We start from the raw sequence: 15,778 nt of genomic DNA on the forward strand, positions 1-15,778 counted from the left end.
TTAATGGTTGTAGCGTCTTATTTGCACGATCATACCCATACGTGGGTGATCAAAATAATGTATCTCGTTACTTATCACACGTTTAAATTGTGAAAAACGTGCTTTTTCGTAATCACCGTTTTCTAGGCGCTGACTAATATCAAAATCTGCGTTTATAAATAGATAGTGACGAACATAAATTTTCATTAAACCATCAAATTCCCACTTTGGCACATTTTGCAGCTGGTCGGGAATATAGCGCTCAGTAGGGCCCACTAGGCTTATAAAGTCGTTATTTTCATTCTCTACTGGGGTTGAGTGTTTTGCTAAGTGTTCACCGGAAAATAAACGGATACTGGGTGCGTTTCTTTCACTCATTTCAGGAAAACGCCAGCCAGTGTGCAAAATAGGGGTTAAGCCTTTTCTATCAAGCTGATTTTTTTGCTCAACAAATTGTAATTGTTCTGGCGCCATTAAGTAAATGTCGTCAGTGTCTTCACGGGGCTCAACAACGGGTGTAACAGGCAGTTGATTATAGCTTGCTAAAAAATCAACACTGTCGTCACATACATTAGAGTGAGGGTTGCTATTCACTAAAGAATCGGTAAACGAATTTGAGCGAAAGCGGCTATCACCTTCAATACACGCTTGTTTCGCTTGTGCTGTGTATGCAGGAGATAATAAATCTTTGCTACGCTTTGCCTTGATCTCATCGTGTTTTAAACTGAAATCTTCCTGTAAATAAGGGGCTGGGCGCTGTTTATAAATAAGAACTTCTATTTCGAACCAACGTGCTGCAAATGACGAGCTTGTATATAAGCAACAAAGCAGTAGTAAACTATTTCTAAACAACATTAATGGCTAACCTTTTTTTCGAAATCTGCAATCATTGCAGTGACCATTTTTAAGCGTTCGCGAGCGTTGGCTTCGCTAATTGCAAAGCGCAGTTTATTTGCGCCATCCATTTTATACACCTGCGGTGCACTTTGTATCAAACCTATAATGAAGCTAGGGTTAACCTTTGTATGCTGGCTAAACTCAAAATAACCGCCTTTCGGGTTTGCTTCAATCTTCTTAATGCCAATATTACTTGCTTGCAGTTTTAATTGCTGCAAACTGAATAAGTTTTTCGTGGCGTCAGGCAGTAGACCAAAACGGTCAATCAGCTCTACCTGTAACTCGTCCATATCATTGAGGTTAGCACAGCTTGCAATGCGTTTATAGATTCCTAAACGTACGTTTACATCATGAATATAATCATCAGGTAATAACGCTGGCAGCTTTAAGTCAACTTCAGTTTGTTGACCGAGTAGGTTCTCAAGGGTTGGCTCTTTACCTTCTTTGAGGGAGTTAACCGCTTGCTCAAGCATTTCCATATACAAACTAAAACCAATGGTTTGCATTTGACCTGATTGATCATCACCAAGCAGCTCACCGGCACCACGAATTTCTAAGTCATGGGTTGCGAGCGCAAAACCTGCACCCAAGTCTTCCAGGGATTCAATCGCTTCAAGGCGTTTAACCGCATCTTTACTGAGTGATTTAGGGTTACCAGTCAGTAGGTAGGCATACGCTTGGTGATGGCTTCGGCCTACACGACCACGCAACTGATGCAGTTGTGCCAGACCCAGCTTATCTGCTCTATCCATAATAATGGTGTTGGCAGTGGGTACATCGATACCGGTTTCGATAATAGTGGTACACACAATCACGTTATATTTTTGGTGATAAAAATCACTCATAATTTGCTCAAGCTCGCGCTCTCGCATTTGACCATGTGCGGTTGTTACGCTTGCTTCAGGTACCCATTCGCTAATTTCTTCAGCAACTCGGTCTATGGTTTCAACATTATTATGTAAGAAATACACCTGACCACCGCGTTTAATCTCACGCAGAATTGCTTCACGAATAAGTTCAGCATCTCTTTGTCTAACAAAGGTTTTAACCGCTAAACGTTTCGCAGGCGGTGTGGCTATGATTGATAAGTCGCGCATACCACTCATTGCCATGTTTAATGTACGTGGGATAGGGGTTGCTGTGAGCGTTAAAATATCGACATCGGCACGTAATGCTTTGATTTTTTCTTTTTGACGCACCCCAAAACGGTGCTCTTCGTCAACAATCAATAAGCCCAAATCTTTAAATTGAATATCTTGTTGAATAAGCTTGTGAGTACCAATCACGATATCTAATTTACCCTCAGCCATTTTATCTAGGGTGTCTTTTTGCTCTTTGGTTGAGTTAAAACGCGATAAAACGCCAACCTCAATTGGTAAATCGGCAAAGCGGTCTTTAAAGTTTTCATAATGCTGCTGTGCAAGCAGTGTGGTTGGTACAAGTACCGCAACTTGCTTGTTATCATTCACTGCCACAAAGGCTGCGCGCATTGCCACTTCGGTTTTACCAAAGCCAACGTCACCACATACTAAACGGTCCATCGCTTGCTTACTTTGCATATCACCGAGCACAGACTCAATGGCGTTGCGTTGATCGTCAGTTTCTTCAAATGGGAAGCTGTCGCTAAACTGACGATAAGCACTGCCATCAAGCTTAAATTTATTGCCAGGCTTTGCTTGGCGTTTAGCGTAAATATCTAAAAGCTCAGCAGCCACATCACGAACTTTTTCAGCGGCACGTTTTTTTGCTTTTTCCCACGCATCGGAGCCCAATTTATGGAGCGGGGCAGAGGCTTCTTCACCACCTGAGTAGCGGCTCAGCATATGCAACGCAGAAACGGGCACGTATAGTTTTGCCTCGTTAGCGTAGATGATCGTAACAAATTCAGTGATCACACCGGCTGCATCAATGGTTTCAAGGCCTTGGTAGCGGCCTACACCGTGATCGAGGTGCACAATAGGTTGACCTTCACGTAGCTCAGCAAGGTTACGAATAAGCGCATCTTGGCTGGCTTCGTATTTATGTTTACGGCGTCGACGCTGCGAAACCTTAATGCCTAGTAATTCTTGCTCTGTGATAATAGTTAAACGCGGTTTACCGTCTAGCACCACACTTTGCTCAAGTGGCGAAACGATTAGGCCAACATCACTCGAACTATTGGTAAAATCGCTAAACGATTCAAATTCTTTAAGCTTTAAACCACTTGGCTTTAATAAAGTGAGTAATGATTCGCGGCGGCCATCTGATTCAACCGAGAGCAGCACGCGGCCTTTTTGTTTTTTCTCACTGGCAACATAGTCAATTAAACCTTGGTACGGTTCATGTAACTTATGATCAATACGAACATTTGGCAGCTCTTTACTAGCCAGGTTTGTATGACCCGCTTTGGTACCTAGCTTGGCTTGTGATAAGCGAATACGCGCGTATTTACCAAACTCACCAAATAGTTCATTAACGTTTTGATACAGTTTTACAGGTTCAAGTAAAGGTCTGAGCGGATCAACACGGCGGTTTTCATAGCGTACATTCACATCATGCCAAAACTGATCAGCAGCATGCTCAATATCGCCAAAATGCATAAAGGTTGTATTACTTGGTAGGTAATCGAAGATAGTTGCCAATTCATCAAAAAACAGTGGCATGTAATATTCGATACCCGCAGGCCAGGTTCCTTTAGTCACCTGCATATAAATTGAGTCTTGCTCAGAGCTTGCGCCAAATTGTTCACGATAGTTGATACGAAAACGCTCAATGTCAGCGTCGTTAGTTGGGAATTCGTGAGCTGGCAGTAACTCAATTTTGTCGACCTTTTCATCTGAGCGCTGGCTTTCAACATCAAATAAGCGAATGCTGTCCAGTTCATCATCAAAAAAGTCTAAACGGAATGGGTGCGGGCTACCCATAGGGTATAAGTCAACGATAGAGCCGCGAATCGCGTATTCGCCGTGCTCCATCACTTGTTGTACATGTAAATAGCCCGCTTGTTCTAAGTTTTCACGTAGTGTGTGCGTATCTAAGGTATCGCCCACTTTAAAGTTAAGGGTTGAACCATAAATAAACGAAGCAGGGGCAGTACGCAGCATCAAGGTCGACACTGGCACGATTAATACACTTTGTTGTTCTTTTTTTAATGTATTTAACGTGGCTAAGCGCGCAGAAATAATATCTTGATGCGGCGAAAAATGATCGTATGGGAGTGTTTCCCAGTCAGGAAAGACCATGACTGGGTTTTCAGGCAACAGAAATTCGAGTTCAGTTTCAAGGCGTAGGGCGCTTGGCGTATCTGGGGTGACAATCACAACCAGCTCGTTGTGTTGTTTTACACCTTCTGCGATAGCGATGCTAAGCCCGCTACCGGTAAGTTGTCCCCATTGAATTTTATCTTTTTCAGATTTTACCCAAGGCAATGCTGCCCATTGCGCAAACGCCATTTACTACTCCTTTAAACTGTTTTTACTGCTTAGTCTCGATAAATCTTGGTTAAGTCCTGATAGTGATCTATACGACGATCACGAAGGTAAGGCCAAATTCGACGTATGTTTTCACTACGTGCTTGGTCTAATTCAACAACTAATAATTGCTCATCGCTGTTGTTCGCTTCGGCTAAGATTTCACCTTGAGGGCCCGCGATAAACGAGTTCCCCCAGAACTGAATACCTTCACTTTGACCGCTTGGATCACTTTCGTGGCCAACACGGTTACAGCTGATCACCGGCACGCCGTTGGCAACTGCATGAGCGCGTTGGGAAATAACCCAAGCGTCTTTTTGACGTGTTTGCTCGTCTTTTTCATCACGCGGGTCCCAACCAATGGCTGTTGGGTAAATTAAAATTTCAGCACCGGCCATTGCCATTAAGCGTGCAGCCTCAGGGAACCATTGATCCCAACACACTAATACACCAAGTTTACCGACAGAGGTTTGAATAGGCTCAAAACCTAAATCACCTGGTGTAAAATAAAACTTCTCGTAAAAGCCTGGGTCATCAGGAATATGCATTTTACGGTATTTACCGGCAATGCTGCCGTCAGTTTCAAGTACCACAGCAGTATTGTGATAAAGTCCTGTAGCGCGCTTTTCGAATAATGATGACACGATCACCACATTAAGTTCTTTAGCAAGTGCACCTAAGGTGTCTGTGCTTGGGCCCGGGATTGTTTCTGCTAAATCAAAAACGTCTACATCTTCGGTTTGGCAAAAATACAAGCTACGGTGTAGCTCTTGAAGAACAATAAGCTTAGCGCCTTGGCTTGCTGCATCACGAATACCAGCAATTGATTTTGCCATATTGTCTTGAGCATTATCGGTGTTTGATTGCTGGACAAGAGCAACCTTTAAATGCGTTGGTTTAGTCATTGTTTGTTCCTGCTAAAAAGCCGCGCGGTAATTGCATTGTAATACAGTGTAAGCTGCCAAATTGGTGAATAATTGGCACACAATTAATACCCACTACAGTGTGATCTGGGTATGCTTTGGCAACCTGACCAAGCGCCAGTTGATCGTTTTCATCACCATAAATTGGTACTAAAACGGTTTTATTGATAATTAAATAATTAGCGTATGTGGCAGGTAATCTGTCACCATCTTCATCGAACACTGCTTTTGGCCAAGGTAAGGCAATCAGCGTGTAGTTTTCACCCTCGGCTGTTTTAAATGATTGCAGTTGCTTTTCCATTGCATCAAGGGCTGCAAAATGCTCATCATTTTTATCGTCGCACTTAACATAAACAAGGGTGTTGTTTGGAGCAAAACGTACCAGCGTATCAATATGGCTGTCGGTATCATCACCCGCAAGGTAACCGTGATCAACCCAAAGAAACGACGTAGCGCCTAGTTGCTCAACCAGCGTTTGTTCTATATCTGCTTTTGTGAGTTCAGGATTACGATTTGGGTTTAATAAGCACTCGCTAGTTGTGAGTAACACGCCGTGTTCATTGATTTCGACGCCACCGCCTTCAAGAACCAGCTCACTTTGCTGATAGCCATTTTTAGAATTAGCGACTTGCTTTACAAGTACTTGATTAATTTGATTATCAAGATCACTTGCAAACTTATTGCCCCACCCATTAAAAATAAAATCCATTACTTTCAATTCTGTTGCGTCATCAATATTCGCACAGGTCAATGGGCCATGGTCACGTGCCCAGGTATCGTTACAGGGTGTCACCACAAAGTGAATGCGATTAGCATCAACCTCTGCATTTGCAAGTAAAGCTGCAATATGTGCTTTGAGAGCATTATCATGAGCTACAATCACAACATCTTGTTGTTGGCTTATTGCTTGGCAAAGTGCTACATACACAGGCTCAACAGCGGTTAAATTTGCTGCCCAATCTGTGTCTTGATGAGGCCAAGTAAGCATAACAGCATCTTGCTCAGCCCATTCAGGTAAAAGTCTAAATTTCATGAAGGTATTAAACAAACTAAGGTGGGGCTAGTTTAGCATTTTAGCCATAGATGTCAGCTTTTTGTGCGCGATCCAGCGTGATTTTTATTTGTCTTGCTGATTGTTTTCTTGCTGACGTTTTTTAAGTTGGCGTGTTTGTGCGTGCAGGGCTGCTCTTACGACTAAATCTTGGTCAGCATCGCGAATGGCAGTAAACAATAATGTGTATTGGTATTTATCATCATCGCATTTTTCAATGGCCACTAATTCGGTATAGCAATAAATAGCTGATGCTTCGTGTTGTAAGAATAACTTAGTGCGAAATGTTTGCCCTAATTCATACACATCAGCGGAGGTAAGTTTTACACCGCCACCGCCATAACTATCGCAATAGTTTGCGTTATCGTCAGGTTGCTCTGAGGCTAAGATGTGACTCATGATTAAATCAATTTTACGAGATTGCGCCTGTAAAAAGGCCGCCAGTTCTTGTGCAACATCACCTAGATTACGAAGTGGTCGTAAGCTTGTTTGCTCAAGTTCGTTTACTTCGTTGGCAAGTTTAAACAGGGCAGGGATATCCGCTTCAAGTTCAGCATTGGTTTTTGGCACAGCACTTGGTTCAACCGCATATAAATTGACACGGTTGCTCTCGTTGATTTGAAAATATTGTTCAAATTCGGCTAATTTTTGATTATTCATGCTGTACTCCACACATCTTTCCTTAATACTAGCGTTCGAAGCAGTAAATTGCTAGTAATCAAATAATCAAAAAAAAGGGCAAACTCATTGTTTGCCCTTCATTTTTTACAGGTTACCCTCTTGGGTTTTAACATGTTCTTGTTGATGATGTTCTGCTATCTCATCAGCGAGCTCTTGTCTTGAACGTTTTTCAGTTAACTTACGCGCCGTTAACCAATAAAAGAACAGCGGCACAAAGAATACAGCCAGGAATGTCGCTGCCATCATACCGCCCATGACACCGGTACCAACACTGTGACGGGCACCTGCACCTGCGCCAGAGCTTAGTACTAAAGGCACAACGCCCAAAATGAAAGCAAGCGAAGTCATAATGATTGGTCGAAAACGTAAACGTGCAGCCTCAAGAGCAGCCGTACTTGCGCTCCAGCCTTGTTGATGTTTCATCAAGGCGTATTCAACAATAAGAATCGCGTTCTTACTGGCAAGACCAAGTAGTGTTACCAGACCAATTTGGAAGTACACATCGTTTGTCATGCCAACAACCCAAACTGCTATAAGCGCACCAAAGGTACCAAATGGCAGGGCAAGCATCACAGACAGTGGTAGTGACCAACGCTCATATAGCGCTGCTAGAATCAAAAATACCATGATCACAGCAAGGCCTAAGGCAATTCCTGTGGTGCCTGAACTGCGTTTCTCTTGGAATGCAGAGCCTGTCCACTCGTAGGTCATATTAGGTGGTAAAACGGCTTGTGCAATACGCTCAACTTCAGCAATAGCTTGACCCGAACTGTAACCCGGCGCTGCATTACCCATCAGTTTAACAGCAGGTAAGTTGTTATAACGATTTAGGTTTTCTGGGCCACGGCTATACTCGATAGTGGTAAAGGCTGAAAGCGGCACCATAGTACCTTGGTTGTTTTTAACATAGATACGGCCAATGTCATCAGGCTTCATTCTAAATTCAGCGTCTGCAGACATTAGTACTTGCCATGCGCGACCAAATTTATTGAAGTCGTTAACGTAATAAGTCCCTAAGTTACCTGCAAGAGCAGTAAATGCATCATCAATTTCGACACCCATGGCACGGGCTTGTTCACGGTCAACATCAACACGTAGCTGTGGTGCATCAGGGCGCCAAAGTGTTTGCAGACCACTGATGATAGGGCTCTTTTGCGCTTCAGCTGTCATCAACTGCATTGCATGTTGAAGTTTGTCTGGGTCGCTATCACCTTTGTTTTGAATGTAAAACTCAAAACCACCTGTGTTACCTAAACCAAAAATAGCCGGAGGATTAAAGGCAAGAACGAGCGCCTCTTTAATACCTGCTGTTTTCATGAAGAGCTCTTGCACCAGTGCCTTGGTATCAACTTCACGCTCATCCCAATGTTTTTGTGTCACGAATAAAGTTGCAGCGCTGTTTTTGTAACCACCGCCAATAAAGTCAAAACCGGTAAACGCCACCACGTTTTCGTTCGCTGGGTTTGATTGCACGGCCTCAACAACTTGCTGCGTGACTTGCTCAGTGCGTTCAAGTGACGAACCGTCAGGTAAGAAGATTGCAGAGATGTAATAACCTTGGTCTTCATCTGGCACAAGCGAACCAGGGGTGTTTTGCCAAAGGCCAATCGTTGCGGCAATCATACCTGTCATTAAGATAAGCCCTAACAGGCCACGGCGCACCATAAATCCAACAGCACCAACGTAACGGCCGGTGATCTTGGTAAACATGTCGTTAAACCATAAGAAGAAGCGGGCAGTTTGCTTGTGTTCTTGTTTTAAAATAAGTACACAAAGCGCTGGCGTCATCGTTAAAGCAACGACACCCGATAAACTTACAGCAATCGAAATAGTAATAGCGAATTGGCGGAATAGTTCACCGGTTAAGCCACCTAAAAACGCAATTGGCACAAACACTGAGCAAAGTACTAAAACAATTGCCACCACCGGGCCGCTTACTTCGCCCATCGCTTTAACAGCGGCTTCTCTAGCACCGAGCCCTTCTTCGTGCATGATACGCTCAACGTTTTCAAGTACCACGATGGCATCATCAACAACAATACCAATCGACAGCACCATACCGAATAAGGTGAGTGAGTTAATTGAGTAACCCAGCATATACATACCGGCAAATGTGCCCAGTAGTGATACTGGCACTGCAAGAGTTGGAATAAGCGTGGCGCGCCAGTTTTGTAAAAATAAGTACACCACTAAGAATACTAATACCATGGCTTCAAGCAGTGTTTTTACAACTTCACGAATCGATACTTCAACAAAGCGGGTTGTGTCGTACGAGGTTAAATGTGCAAGTCCGGTCGGGAACTGGCTTTTCATTTCTTCAATAACACTGTTTACTTCTTCAGCTACATCAAGAGCGTTAGCACCCGGTTGCAAGAAGATACCTAACAGTACCGCTTCTTTACCGTTAATCGTCCCTTTGAAGTTATAATCTTTAGAGCCAAGCTCAACGCGGGCAACGTCTTTTAAGCGTAAGCTACTGCCGTCAGTGTTTGAACGAATAATGATATTTTCAAACTGCTCAGGCTCAGACAAACGCCCTTGTGCAGTTACACTGTAAACCAGCTCTTGTGGAGATTGTGTAGTTGGTGTTGCACCAATTTTACCTGCCGCATATTGTGAATTTTGTACGCGAATTGCCCCTGCAATTTCTTCAACAGTAACACCTAACTGGCTCATTACATCAGGGCGCAGCCAAATACGCATTGCGTAATCTTTGGCACCAAAAATTTGTACACTGGTAGTGCCTGGAATACGTTTAACACGGTCTAGCACGTTCATAGTGACATAGTTTGATGTCCATAAACTTGAACGTGTTCCATCTGGTGAGTAAAAGGCATGAACTTGTAAAAAGCTAGAAGAACCTTTTTGAACCACCACACCTTGGCGGCGTGTTTCTTCAGGTAAACGCGCTTCAACCTGCTTAACACGGTTGTTTACGTTAACGGCTGCTTGGTCAACATCAGTACCAATTTCAAAAGTAACTTCGATGGTCGTTGAACCTGCACTGGTTGACGTTGATGACATATACATCATGCCTTCAACACCGGTAATGGCATTTTCAATCGGTGTCGCAACCGTTTGCTCAAGCACATCGGCAGATGCACCTGGGTAGGCTGCGGTTACTTGTACAACCGGTGGGGCTATTTCAGGATATTGCGCCACAGGTAAGCTGCGCATCGCAGCAAGGCCCGCAAGTACAATAACAATAGAGATAACAAACGCAAAAATGGGTCTGTCTATAAAGTAACGAGAAAACATAAGACTCCCTGTGCTTATTTTGCGTGGCTTTGGTTAGCGGCAGGTTGGCCAACATTGACTGGCATACCCGGGAAGAAAATACGTGCCATGCCATCAACAATAACTTGGTCACCTTCTTTTAACCCACTGCGAATTAACCAAAAGTTTTGGTATTGCTCGTTTTCTGGTTTTTTGATCCATTCACCTACAGTAACAGGGGCAGGTAAAGCGACATCCATACCTTGCTCGTTTTTACTTACTACATAAACAAACTTACCGGTGCCGTTATCAAGCACTGCACGTTGCGGAACAATGAAAGCGTTTTTGCGTACTGCACCACTTAACTCAACGCGAACGAATTGGCCCGGGCGAAGTTGAAAATCAGGGTTAGGAATAATTGCCTGAAACTCACTGGTACCTGTGTTTGGATTAATACGCACATCAGAGAAGTTAACTTCACCGGTTTGTCCGTATAACGAGCCATCTTGCAGTTTAATTTGTGTTTTCCAATGGCCTTGCTCAGGTAATGTCAGTGAGCCATTTTTAACATCTTGACGCATTTGCAGTTGTTCACGCTCAGATAAGCCAAAACGAATTCGAATCGGATCAAACTGAGTCATTTGCGTCAATAATAAATCTGGGCCAGAAACATAAGTGCCTTCAGAAACAAACTCACGACCCATTACACCTGCGACAGGAGCTTTAACTTGCGCATATTCAAGGTTTAGTTGTGCTTCTTTTAAGGCAACTTTTGCAGCGGCTAAATCTGTCTTAGCAATATCATTGGCTGAGCTTGCGTTATCGTAATCACGTTGTGAAACAGATTTTTCGGCACGTAGTTTAGCTAATCGTTTAACGTCACGATCAGCTTGAACAAGCGCTGCTTTTGCACCATCAAGTGCTGCTTGCGCACGATCAACCGCAAGTTGATAAGGTTCAAGGTCAATTGTAAACAGTGATTGGCCTTGCTCTACACGCTGACCTTCTTCAAAGTTGCGTGATTCAAGAATACCGGTGACACGGGCACGAACTTCAACTTCTTTAGAACCAGACAGCGTAGCTGGCAGCTCAATAGTAAAGGGTGCATCGTGAGTTTCCATTGTCATAGTCGCGACAGCAGCGGGGTGCATTTGACCCTGTTGTTGCTGTGGCGCTTCAGAACAACCTTGCAGTAGCAAAGGAGCAGAAACTAATAACAACGCAGATAATGATAATTTGGCAGGTGCGAAAGGCAGACGCATGTTTACTCCACAGTCCAATTGTTAAGTAGGTATACATAAAAAGTAGTCTATCAGGATGAAAGACGTCACTATGCATTTTCAATTAGCGTTTAGTTTATACCCAAAAAAGAGAAAGGTACACCCTGTAGTTTACTTTTTTATTAGGCACAAAAAAACGCAAAGCATTTTCGCTTTGCGTTAATTTAAGGGTTTAAATCGTTTTTTACTTTTTCGTTAGTAAAGAGGCTAACTCTTCAAGGTTTTTAACAATGTAATCTGGTTGCTTTGCCAGTGGGTAAAGCGCTTTACCGGGCCTTGCGATAAACGCTGTTTGCATACCCGCTTCTTTAGCGCCTGCTACATCCCAGCCGTGAGCAGCAACCATTAAAGCTTCGTGAGGCGCTACATTTAATTGTTCAAGCAACCACTTGTAAGCGCGCAGATCGGGTTTATACACTTTAATATCTTCAACACTGTAACGGTGAGTAAAGTAATCTGTTAAACCAGCATGTTGGAACTGTGCTTTTACACCGTTATTTGACGAATTTGTAAAGCTGACCAGTTTGTAGTTTTGCTTTAATTTCGCTAAAGCTGGTTTAACATCGCTATGCGCAGGTAAAGATAAAAGCGGTGGCACAATCGCTTGTTTAGCTTGCTCGTTGGTTAACGAAATTTGATTATTACTTGCCACCATCATCAGTGCTGCAACGCCGATTTCACCAAAGTCATGATAATCATTCGACACCGTACTCACTAAGGAATGATGCAGCATGGTCGAAAACCAAAGTGGTAATAGCTGGGTATTACCATCAAGCGCTTTAGCGACTGAGCTTTGCATTTGTTCAAGATCAAGCAAGGTTTCGTTGACATCAAACACAATTACTTTTGGTTTTGCTTGGTGTTGAGACTCTGCCATTGTGCCTCCCGAGTAAGTTAGGGTTACCAATAAAACTAGACTAAAAAATACTTTTTTAAACATGATTTAGTGCCTTAACTGCGTTAAGAACATCTAAAGGCTCTGCTCTTAGAGTGTAATCTTCATGAGCAAATGCAAATTGAATCACTCCTTGGCTATCAATAACGTAAGTTGCTGGTAGTGGTAATTCGTAGCTTTCGTCACCATTGGCTTTTGGAATATCTAAACCAAGTTGATCGTAAACTGGGATCAAGCGTTCATCCAAAGTGAATACCAAACCACACTTTTTAGCCAAAGAGTTAGACACATCAGAAAGCACCGTATAAGCTAGCTCGTTTTGCTGTTGGGTAGACAGTGATTCATCAGGTAACTGTGGCGAAACAGCAACTAACTGTGCATTTTGATCAGCAAATGCTTGTTGTATATTGTTAAGCGCGCGAAGCTCTAAATTACAATACGGGCACCAACCACCACGGTAAAAACTCAGCACAAGCGGGCCTTTAGTTAGCAGTTCAGTCGAGCTGATTTGTTTGCCCTTGCTGTCGGGTAATTCAAATGCTGGAAACTTATCACCGACTTTTAAAGCATGTTCACTTAATTGTTCAGCAATTAGTTTTTCAGTCGTTACATCCATCAAATTTAAGATATCAGCTGGGACATTGGCTTTCTTTTGCACTTCAAAGGCGTCGATTTGGGTTTTTAAAGACATACATGCTCCAATCATTTTTTACAATTAGTAGCAAGTATAGAGTTTTAAATATTTATATATACAATACAAAACTGAAACCTAAATTCGAAAATATTGAATGAAAGCCATGTACAGTTTATGTGATTTAGAAACCTTTATTGCCATAGTTGAAAACCAAGGTGTAGTTGCCGCCGCTAAAGCTCAGGGCCTCTCACCAGCTACGGTAAGTCATCGCTTAAGTAAGTTAGAAAAAGCATTAAGTACTGTATTGTTGTTTCGTGATAGTCGGCGAATACGCTTATCACCAGCAGGAGAGCTGTTTTATCAACGTGCTGGTGCCATTTTAGAGGCCTTGTATGATGCAGAGCATCAAATTGGCGCACGGGGCTCAGCAGTGACAGGGCTTTTACGAGTCACTATGCCGCCTTGGGTATTTTCAAAATTTGTGATGCCTGAGCTTGGCCACTTTGAACAGCAATTTCCCGACTTAAAACTCGATTTTATGATCACAGACCAATTTGTGAATATTGTGGATGATGCCCAAGATGTGGCTATTCGAGTTGGTCAGTTAGCAGATTCAAACCTGCTTTCTCGTAAGCTTGTTAGTAACTCTCGTATTTTGTGCGCAGCACCGAGCTATATTGAAAAATATGGGCAACCTAAGTCGGTGGCTGATCTTAAAGACCATTACTGGGTGTGTTTGCCATGGCAGCGACAGCTTAAATTTAGCGAAGGCGGGCAAATAGTTAATTATAATGTGAGAACGCGTTTTACTGTATCTAATTCAGATAACATGACACAGGCTGCGATTGCAGGCCATGGCATAGCGATTAAATCTTATATTGCAATTAAAGAAGATTTAGCCGAAGGGCGGTTAATTGAAGTACTCCCTAATAGCCTTGTTGATGCTGACGCGCCAGTGTGGTTTTTAAAACCACAAAACAGCCTAGTGACGCGCAAAACAGAGGTTTTTTATGACTTTATGAAATCTTTGTTTACTTAAGGTACAAAAACTTAACAAATGGCTTGTAATTAAACTGAAATCTCGTACCCTAAAGCAATAAAAATATAATAAAGGTGAGTTAAGGATGACAGATCAAACTGGGGTTATCACCGCTTTTACCGAGATATCGAGCAAGCTTAGGCGCTTTGTATCACGTATCGTCAGCCCTGATGATGTAGAAGATATTGTGCAAGAGACGTTTATAAAAAGTTATGAAGCTGATCTTAAGCAAAATATCGAATATACTCACAGTTACATGCTGAAAACGGCTAAGCATTTGGCGCTTAATCATATTGCTAAATGGGACAATAAATACAAAGAATCGTTAGATGAACAACAACAGGTTGAGCATCATATGCGTTCAATGGCACTTGAAGATGAAGTGACTTCTAAAGAGCGTTTTTTGTTTTTTTGCCGAGTAACTAACGAATTAAGCCCTCAGGTTAAAAAATGTTTTATCTTAAAAAAAGTCTATGGCTTAAGCCAAAAGGAAATTGCAGCTAAAATGGATCTCAGCGAGAGTACTGTTGAAAAACATATTGCTAAAGGCTTATTGCATGTTCACCGAGCAATGAAATCACACGATGTACAACCTCATACATTTATCCCTACCACAGAGTTCACTGCTAAAGAGGTGAACAAATGAGTAATGTTCATCCATTTTCATCAAAAGACATGATTCAAGAGCAAGCGAGTCATTGGGTTAGTGCCATTGATCGTGGCTTATCTAAAGATGAAGTAAGCCAATTACATATCTGGGCTCATCAAAGTATGGCTCATCAAGAGGCACTGTTTGAACTTGCGACCTTGTGGGATGAAATGAGTGTGCTTAATGAGTTAAGTAGTTTGTTTCCTTATAAAGCACCGCAAAAACAACCTGCTGTATTTGGTTTGTCAACCGCTGCTAGCTTTTTAGTGGTGATGTTGCTTGGTTGTATCATGCTTATCTATTCAAGCTATTGGCAAAGTGAAGAAAATGATTACGCCAAATTTAGCAAAATTTACCGCACTAAAGTGGGTGAGCAAGCTGAATTTGTGTTACCAGACAGCACTATTGTGCAGCTCAATACCAATACTAAACTTGAAGTTGCTTACACAGGCGATCGTCGTCAATTAATTTTGAGTCGCGGTGAAGGGCGCTTTAATGTTGCCAAAGATCCGAGCCGCCCGTTTACGGTTATTGCTGGTGATAAATCATTTACTGCACTTGGTACGGTGTTTAATGTTCAGCGAAATACTGCTTCAGACTTAGAGCTTGTGGTGACTGAGGGCAAGGTGATGATTGCTGATCCGAGTACTCAGGTTGATGCCAGTGATTTTAATCGTTTAAAAGATGCCTCAGATAACAGTGCAGATATTAAAGCACTTCGCGCTAACGTTGTTGTATCTGGTGAGAAAGCACTGATAAAACAAAGTAAAACTGAGCCAATTAAGCAGTTATCGGTTGATGACGTACAACGTGATTTGGCATGGCAACAAGAAATGCTGATTTTTAATGGCGAGTCTTTAGACGAAGCTCTGCAAGAGGTGAGTCGTTATACCGCCACACGTTTTGAATTAAATGATCCAGAACTTGCCTCTTTAAAAGTGGCTGGCGTGTTTAAAACTGGTGACATTAAAGGTTTGCTTGATTCTTTACAGGTCAACTTAGGTGTAGAACATCAACGTTTAGGTGAACATCGTGTTAGCTTAACTATCGCTGCAAAAGGTTAGTTCTGTCTATGAGAATACGCC

12 protein-coding genes are annotated in these 15,778 nt (G+C 42.6%); 3 read left to right on the forward strand and 9 right to left on the reverse strand.

Features of this window, described 5'->3' with window-relative positions; genetic code table 11:
• The 9 genes from AOG27_RS10985 to AOG27_RS11025 all read right to left on the reverse strand — a co-directional run bounded on the left by AOG27_RS10985 (position 1) and on the right by AOG27_RS11025 (position 13,062).
• Complete coding sequence (locus tag AOG27_RS10985; RefSeq protein WP_054553059.1) at positions 1 to 834, reverse strand: peptidoglycan binding protein CsiV; 834 nt, start codon at positions 832 to 834, stop codon at positions 1 to 3.
• Complete coding sequence (mfd, locus tag AOG27_RS10990) at positions 834 to 4,307, reverse strand: transcription-repair coupling factor (protein ID WP_054553060.1); 3,474 nt, start codon at positions 4,305 to 4,307, stop codon at positions 834 to 836. The genes AOG27_RS10985 and mfd overlap by 1 nt, the downstream gene beginning before the upstream one ends.
• Positions 4,308 to 4,336: 29 nt before the next feature.
• Positions 4,337 to 5,230: a carbon-nitrogen hydrolase gene (locus AOG27_RS10995; RefSeq protein WP_054553061.1), complete on the reverse strand. Its 894-nt coding sequence runs from the start codon at positions 5,228 to 5,230 to the stop codon at positions 4,337 to 4,339.
• The gene (locus AOG27_RS11000) at positions 5,223 to 6,281 is read right to left on the reverse strand and encodes an agmatine deiminase family protein (protein WP_054553062.1); all 1,059 of its coding nucleotides are present in this window, start codon (positions 6,279 to 6,281) and stop codon (positions 5,223 to 5,225) included. The genes AOG27_RS10995 and AOG27_RS11000 overlap by 8 nt, the downstream gene beginning before the upstream one ends.
• A gap of 84 nt (positions 6,282 to 6,365) precedes the next feature.
• Positions 6,366 to 6,959 (reverse strand): PilZ domain-containing protein, encoded by a 594-nt coding sequence (locus AOG27_RS11005; RefSeq protein ID WP_054553092.1) that lies wholly within the window; start codon positions 6,957 to 6,959, stop codon positions 6,366 to 6,368.
• Between the two features lie 105 nt (positions 6,960 to 7,064).
• Positions 7,065 to 10,238, reverse strand: coding sequence for an efflux RND transporter permease subunit (locus AOG27_RS11010; protein ID WP_054553063.1), 3,174 nt, complete (start codon positions 10,236 to 10,238; stop codon positions 7,065 to 7,067).
• Positions 10,239 to 10,252: 14 nt separating this feature from the next.
• Complete coding sequence (locus AOG27_RS11015) at positions 10,253 to 11,458, reverse strand: efflux RND transporter periplasmic adaptor subunit (RefSeq protein ID WP_054553064.1); 1,206 nt, start codon at positions 11,456 to 11,458, stop codon at positions 10,253 to 10,255.
• A 202-nt stretch (positions 11,459 to 11,660) separates the two neighbouring features.
• The gene (locus AOG27_RS11020) at positions 11,661 to 12,353 is read right to left on the reverse strand and encodes a haloacid dehalogenase type II (RefSeq protein ID WP_054553093.1); all 693 of its coding nucleotides are present in this window, start codon (positions 12,351 to 12,353) and stop codon (positions 11,661 to 11,663) included.
• Positions 12,354 to 12,408: 55 nt separating this feature from the next.
• Positions 12,409 to 13,062, reverse strand: coding sequence for a peroxiredoxin-like family protein (locus AOG27_RS11025; protein ID WP_054553065.1), 654 nt, complete (start codon positions 13,060 to 13,062; stop codon positions 12,409 to 12,411).
• 106 nt (positions 13,063 to 13,168) lie between these two features.
• Here AOG27_RS11025 and AOG27_RS11030 point away from each other — a divergent pair, with 106 nt between their 5' ends.
• From AOG27_RS11030 to AOG27_RS11040, 3 genes are all read left to right on the forward strand, one after another.
• The gene (locus AOG27_RS11030; protein WP_054553094.1) at positions 13,169 to 14,044 is read left to right on the forward strand and encodes a LysR family transcriptional regulator; all 876 of its coding nucleotides are present in this window, start codon (positions 13,169 to 13,171) and stop codon (positions 14,042 to 14,044) included.
• 85 nt (positions 14,045 to 14,129) lie between these two features.
• Positions 14,130 to 14,690, forward strand: a complete 561-nt coding sequence (locus tag AOG27_RS11035) for an RNA polymerase sigma factor (RefSeq protein ID WP_054553066.1) — start codon at positions 14,130 to 14,132, stop codon at positions 14,688 to 14,690.
• Positions 14,687 to 15,757 carry a FecR family protein gene (locus AOG27_RS11040; protein ID WP_054553067.1) on the forward strand — a complete coding sequence of 357 codons (1,071 nt, stop codon included), beginning with the start codon at positions 14,687 to 14,689 and terminating at the stop codon, positions 15,755 to 15,757. The genes AOG27_RS11035 and AOG27_RS11040 overlap by 4 nt, the downstream gene beginning before the upstream one ends.
• Positions 15,758 to 15,778: the final 21 nt, after the last annotated feature.

Source organism: Pseudoalteromonas lipolytica (assembly GCF_001306915.1).
GTDB classification, from domain to species: domain Bacteria; phylum Pseudomonadota; class Gammaproteobacteria; order Enterobacterales; family Alteromonadaceae; genus Pseudoalteromonas; species Pseudoalteromonas simplex.

What these genes read in the sequence shown, in the direction of transcription:
- AOG27_RS11005 (WP_054553092.1), bottom strand. Translation starts at nt 6,959, where the DNA reads ATGAATAATCAAAAATTAGCCGAATTTGAACAATATTTTCAAATCAAC.
- AOG27_RS11040 (WP_054553067.1), top strand. Translation starts at nt 14,687, where the DNA reads ATGAGTAATGTTCATCCATTTTCATCAAAAGACATGATTCAAGAGCAA.
- AOG27_RS11035 (WP_054553066.1), top strand. Translation starts at nt 14,130, where the DNA reads ATGACAGATCAAACTGGGGTTATCACCGCTTTTACCGAGATATCGAGC.
- AOG27_RS10985 (WP_054553059.1), bottom strand. Translation starts at nt 834, where the DNA reads ATGTTGTTTAGAAATAGTTTACTACTGCTTTGTTGCTTATATACAAGC.
- AOG27_RS10995 (WP_054553061.1), bottom strand. Translation starts at nt 5,230, where the DNA reads ATGACTAAACCAACGCATTTAAAGGTTGCTCTTGTCCAGCAATCAAAC.
- AOG27_RS11015 (WP_054553064.1), bottom strand. Translation starts at nt 11,458, where the DNA reads ATGCGTCTGCCTTTCGCACCTGCCAAATTATCATTATCTGCGTTGTTA.
- AOG27_RS11010 (WP_054553063.1), bottom strand. Translation starts at nt 10,238, where the DNA reads ATGTTTTCTCGTTACTTTATAGACAGACCCATTTTTGCGTTTGTTATC.
- mfd (WP_054553060.1), bottom strand. Translation starts at nt 4,307, where the DNA reads ATGGCGTTTGCGCAATGGGCAGCATTGCCTTGGGTAAAATCTGAAAAA.
- AOG27_RS11000 (WP_054553062.1), bottom strand. Translation starts at nt 6,281, where the DNA reads ATGAAATTTAGACTTTTACCTGAATGGGCTGAGCAAGATGCTGTTATG.
- AOG27_RS11025 (WP_054553065.1), bottom strand. Translation starts at nt 13,062, where the DNA reads ATGTCTTTAAAAACCCAAATCGACGCCTTTGAAGTGCAAAAGAAAGCC.
- AOG27_RS11030 (WP_054553094.1), top strand. Translation starts at nt 13,169, where the DNA reads ATGTACAGTTTATGTGATTTAGAAACCTTTATTGCCATAGTTGAAAAC.
- AOG27_RS11020 (WP_054553093.1), bottom strand. Translation starts at nt 12,353, where the DNA reads ATGGCAGAGTCTCAACACCAAGCAAAACCAAAAGTAATTGTGTTTGAT.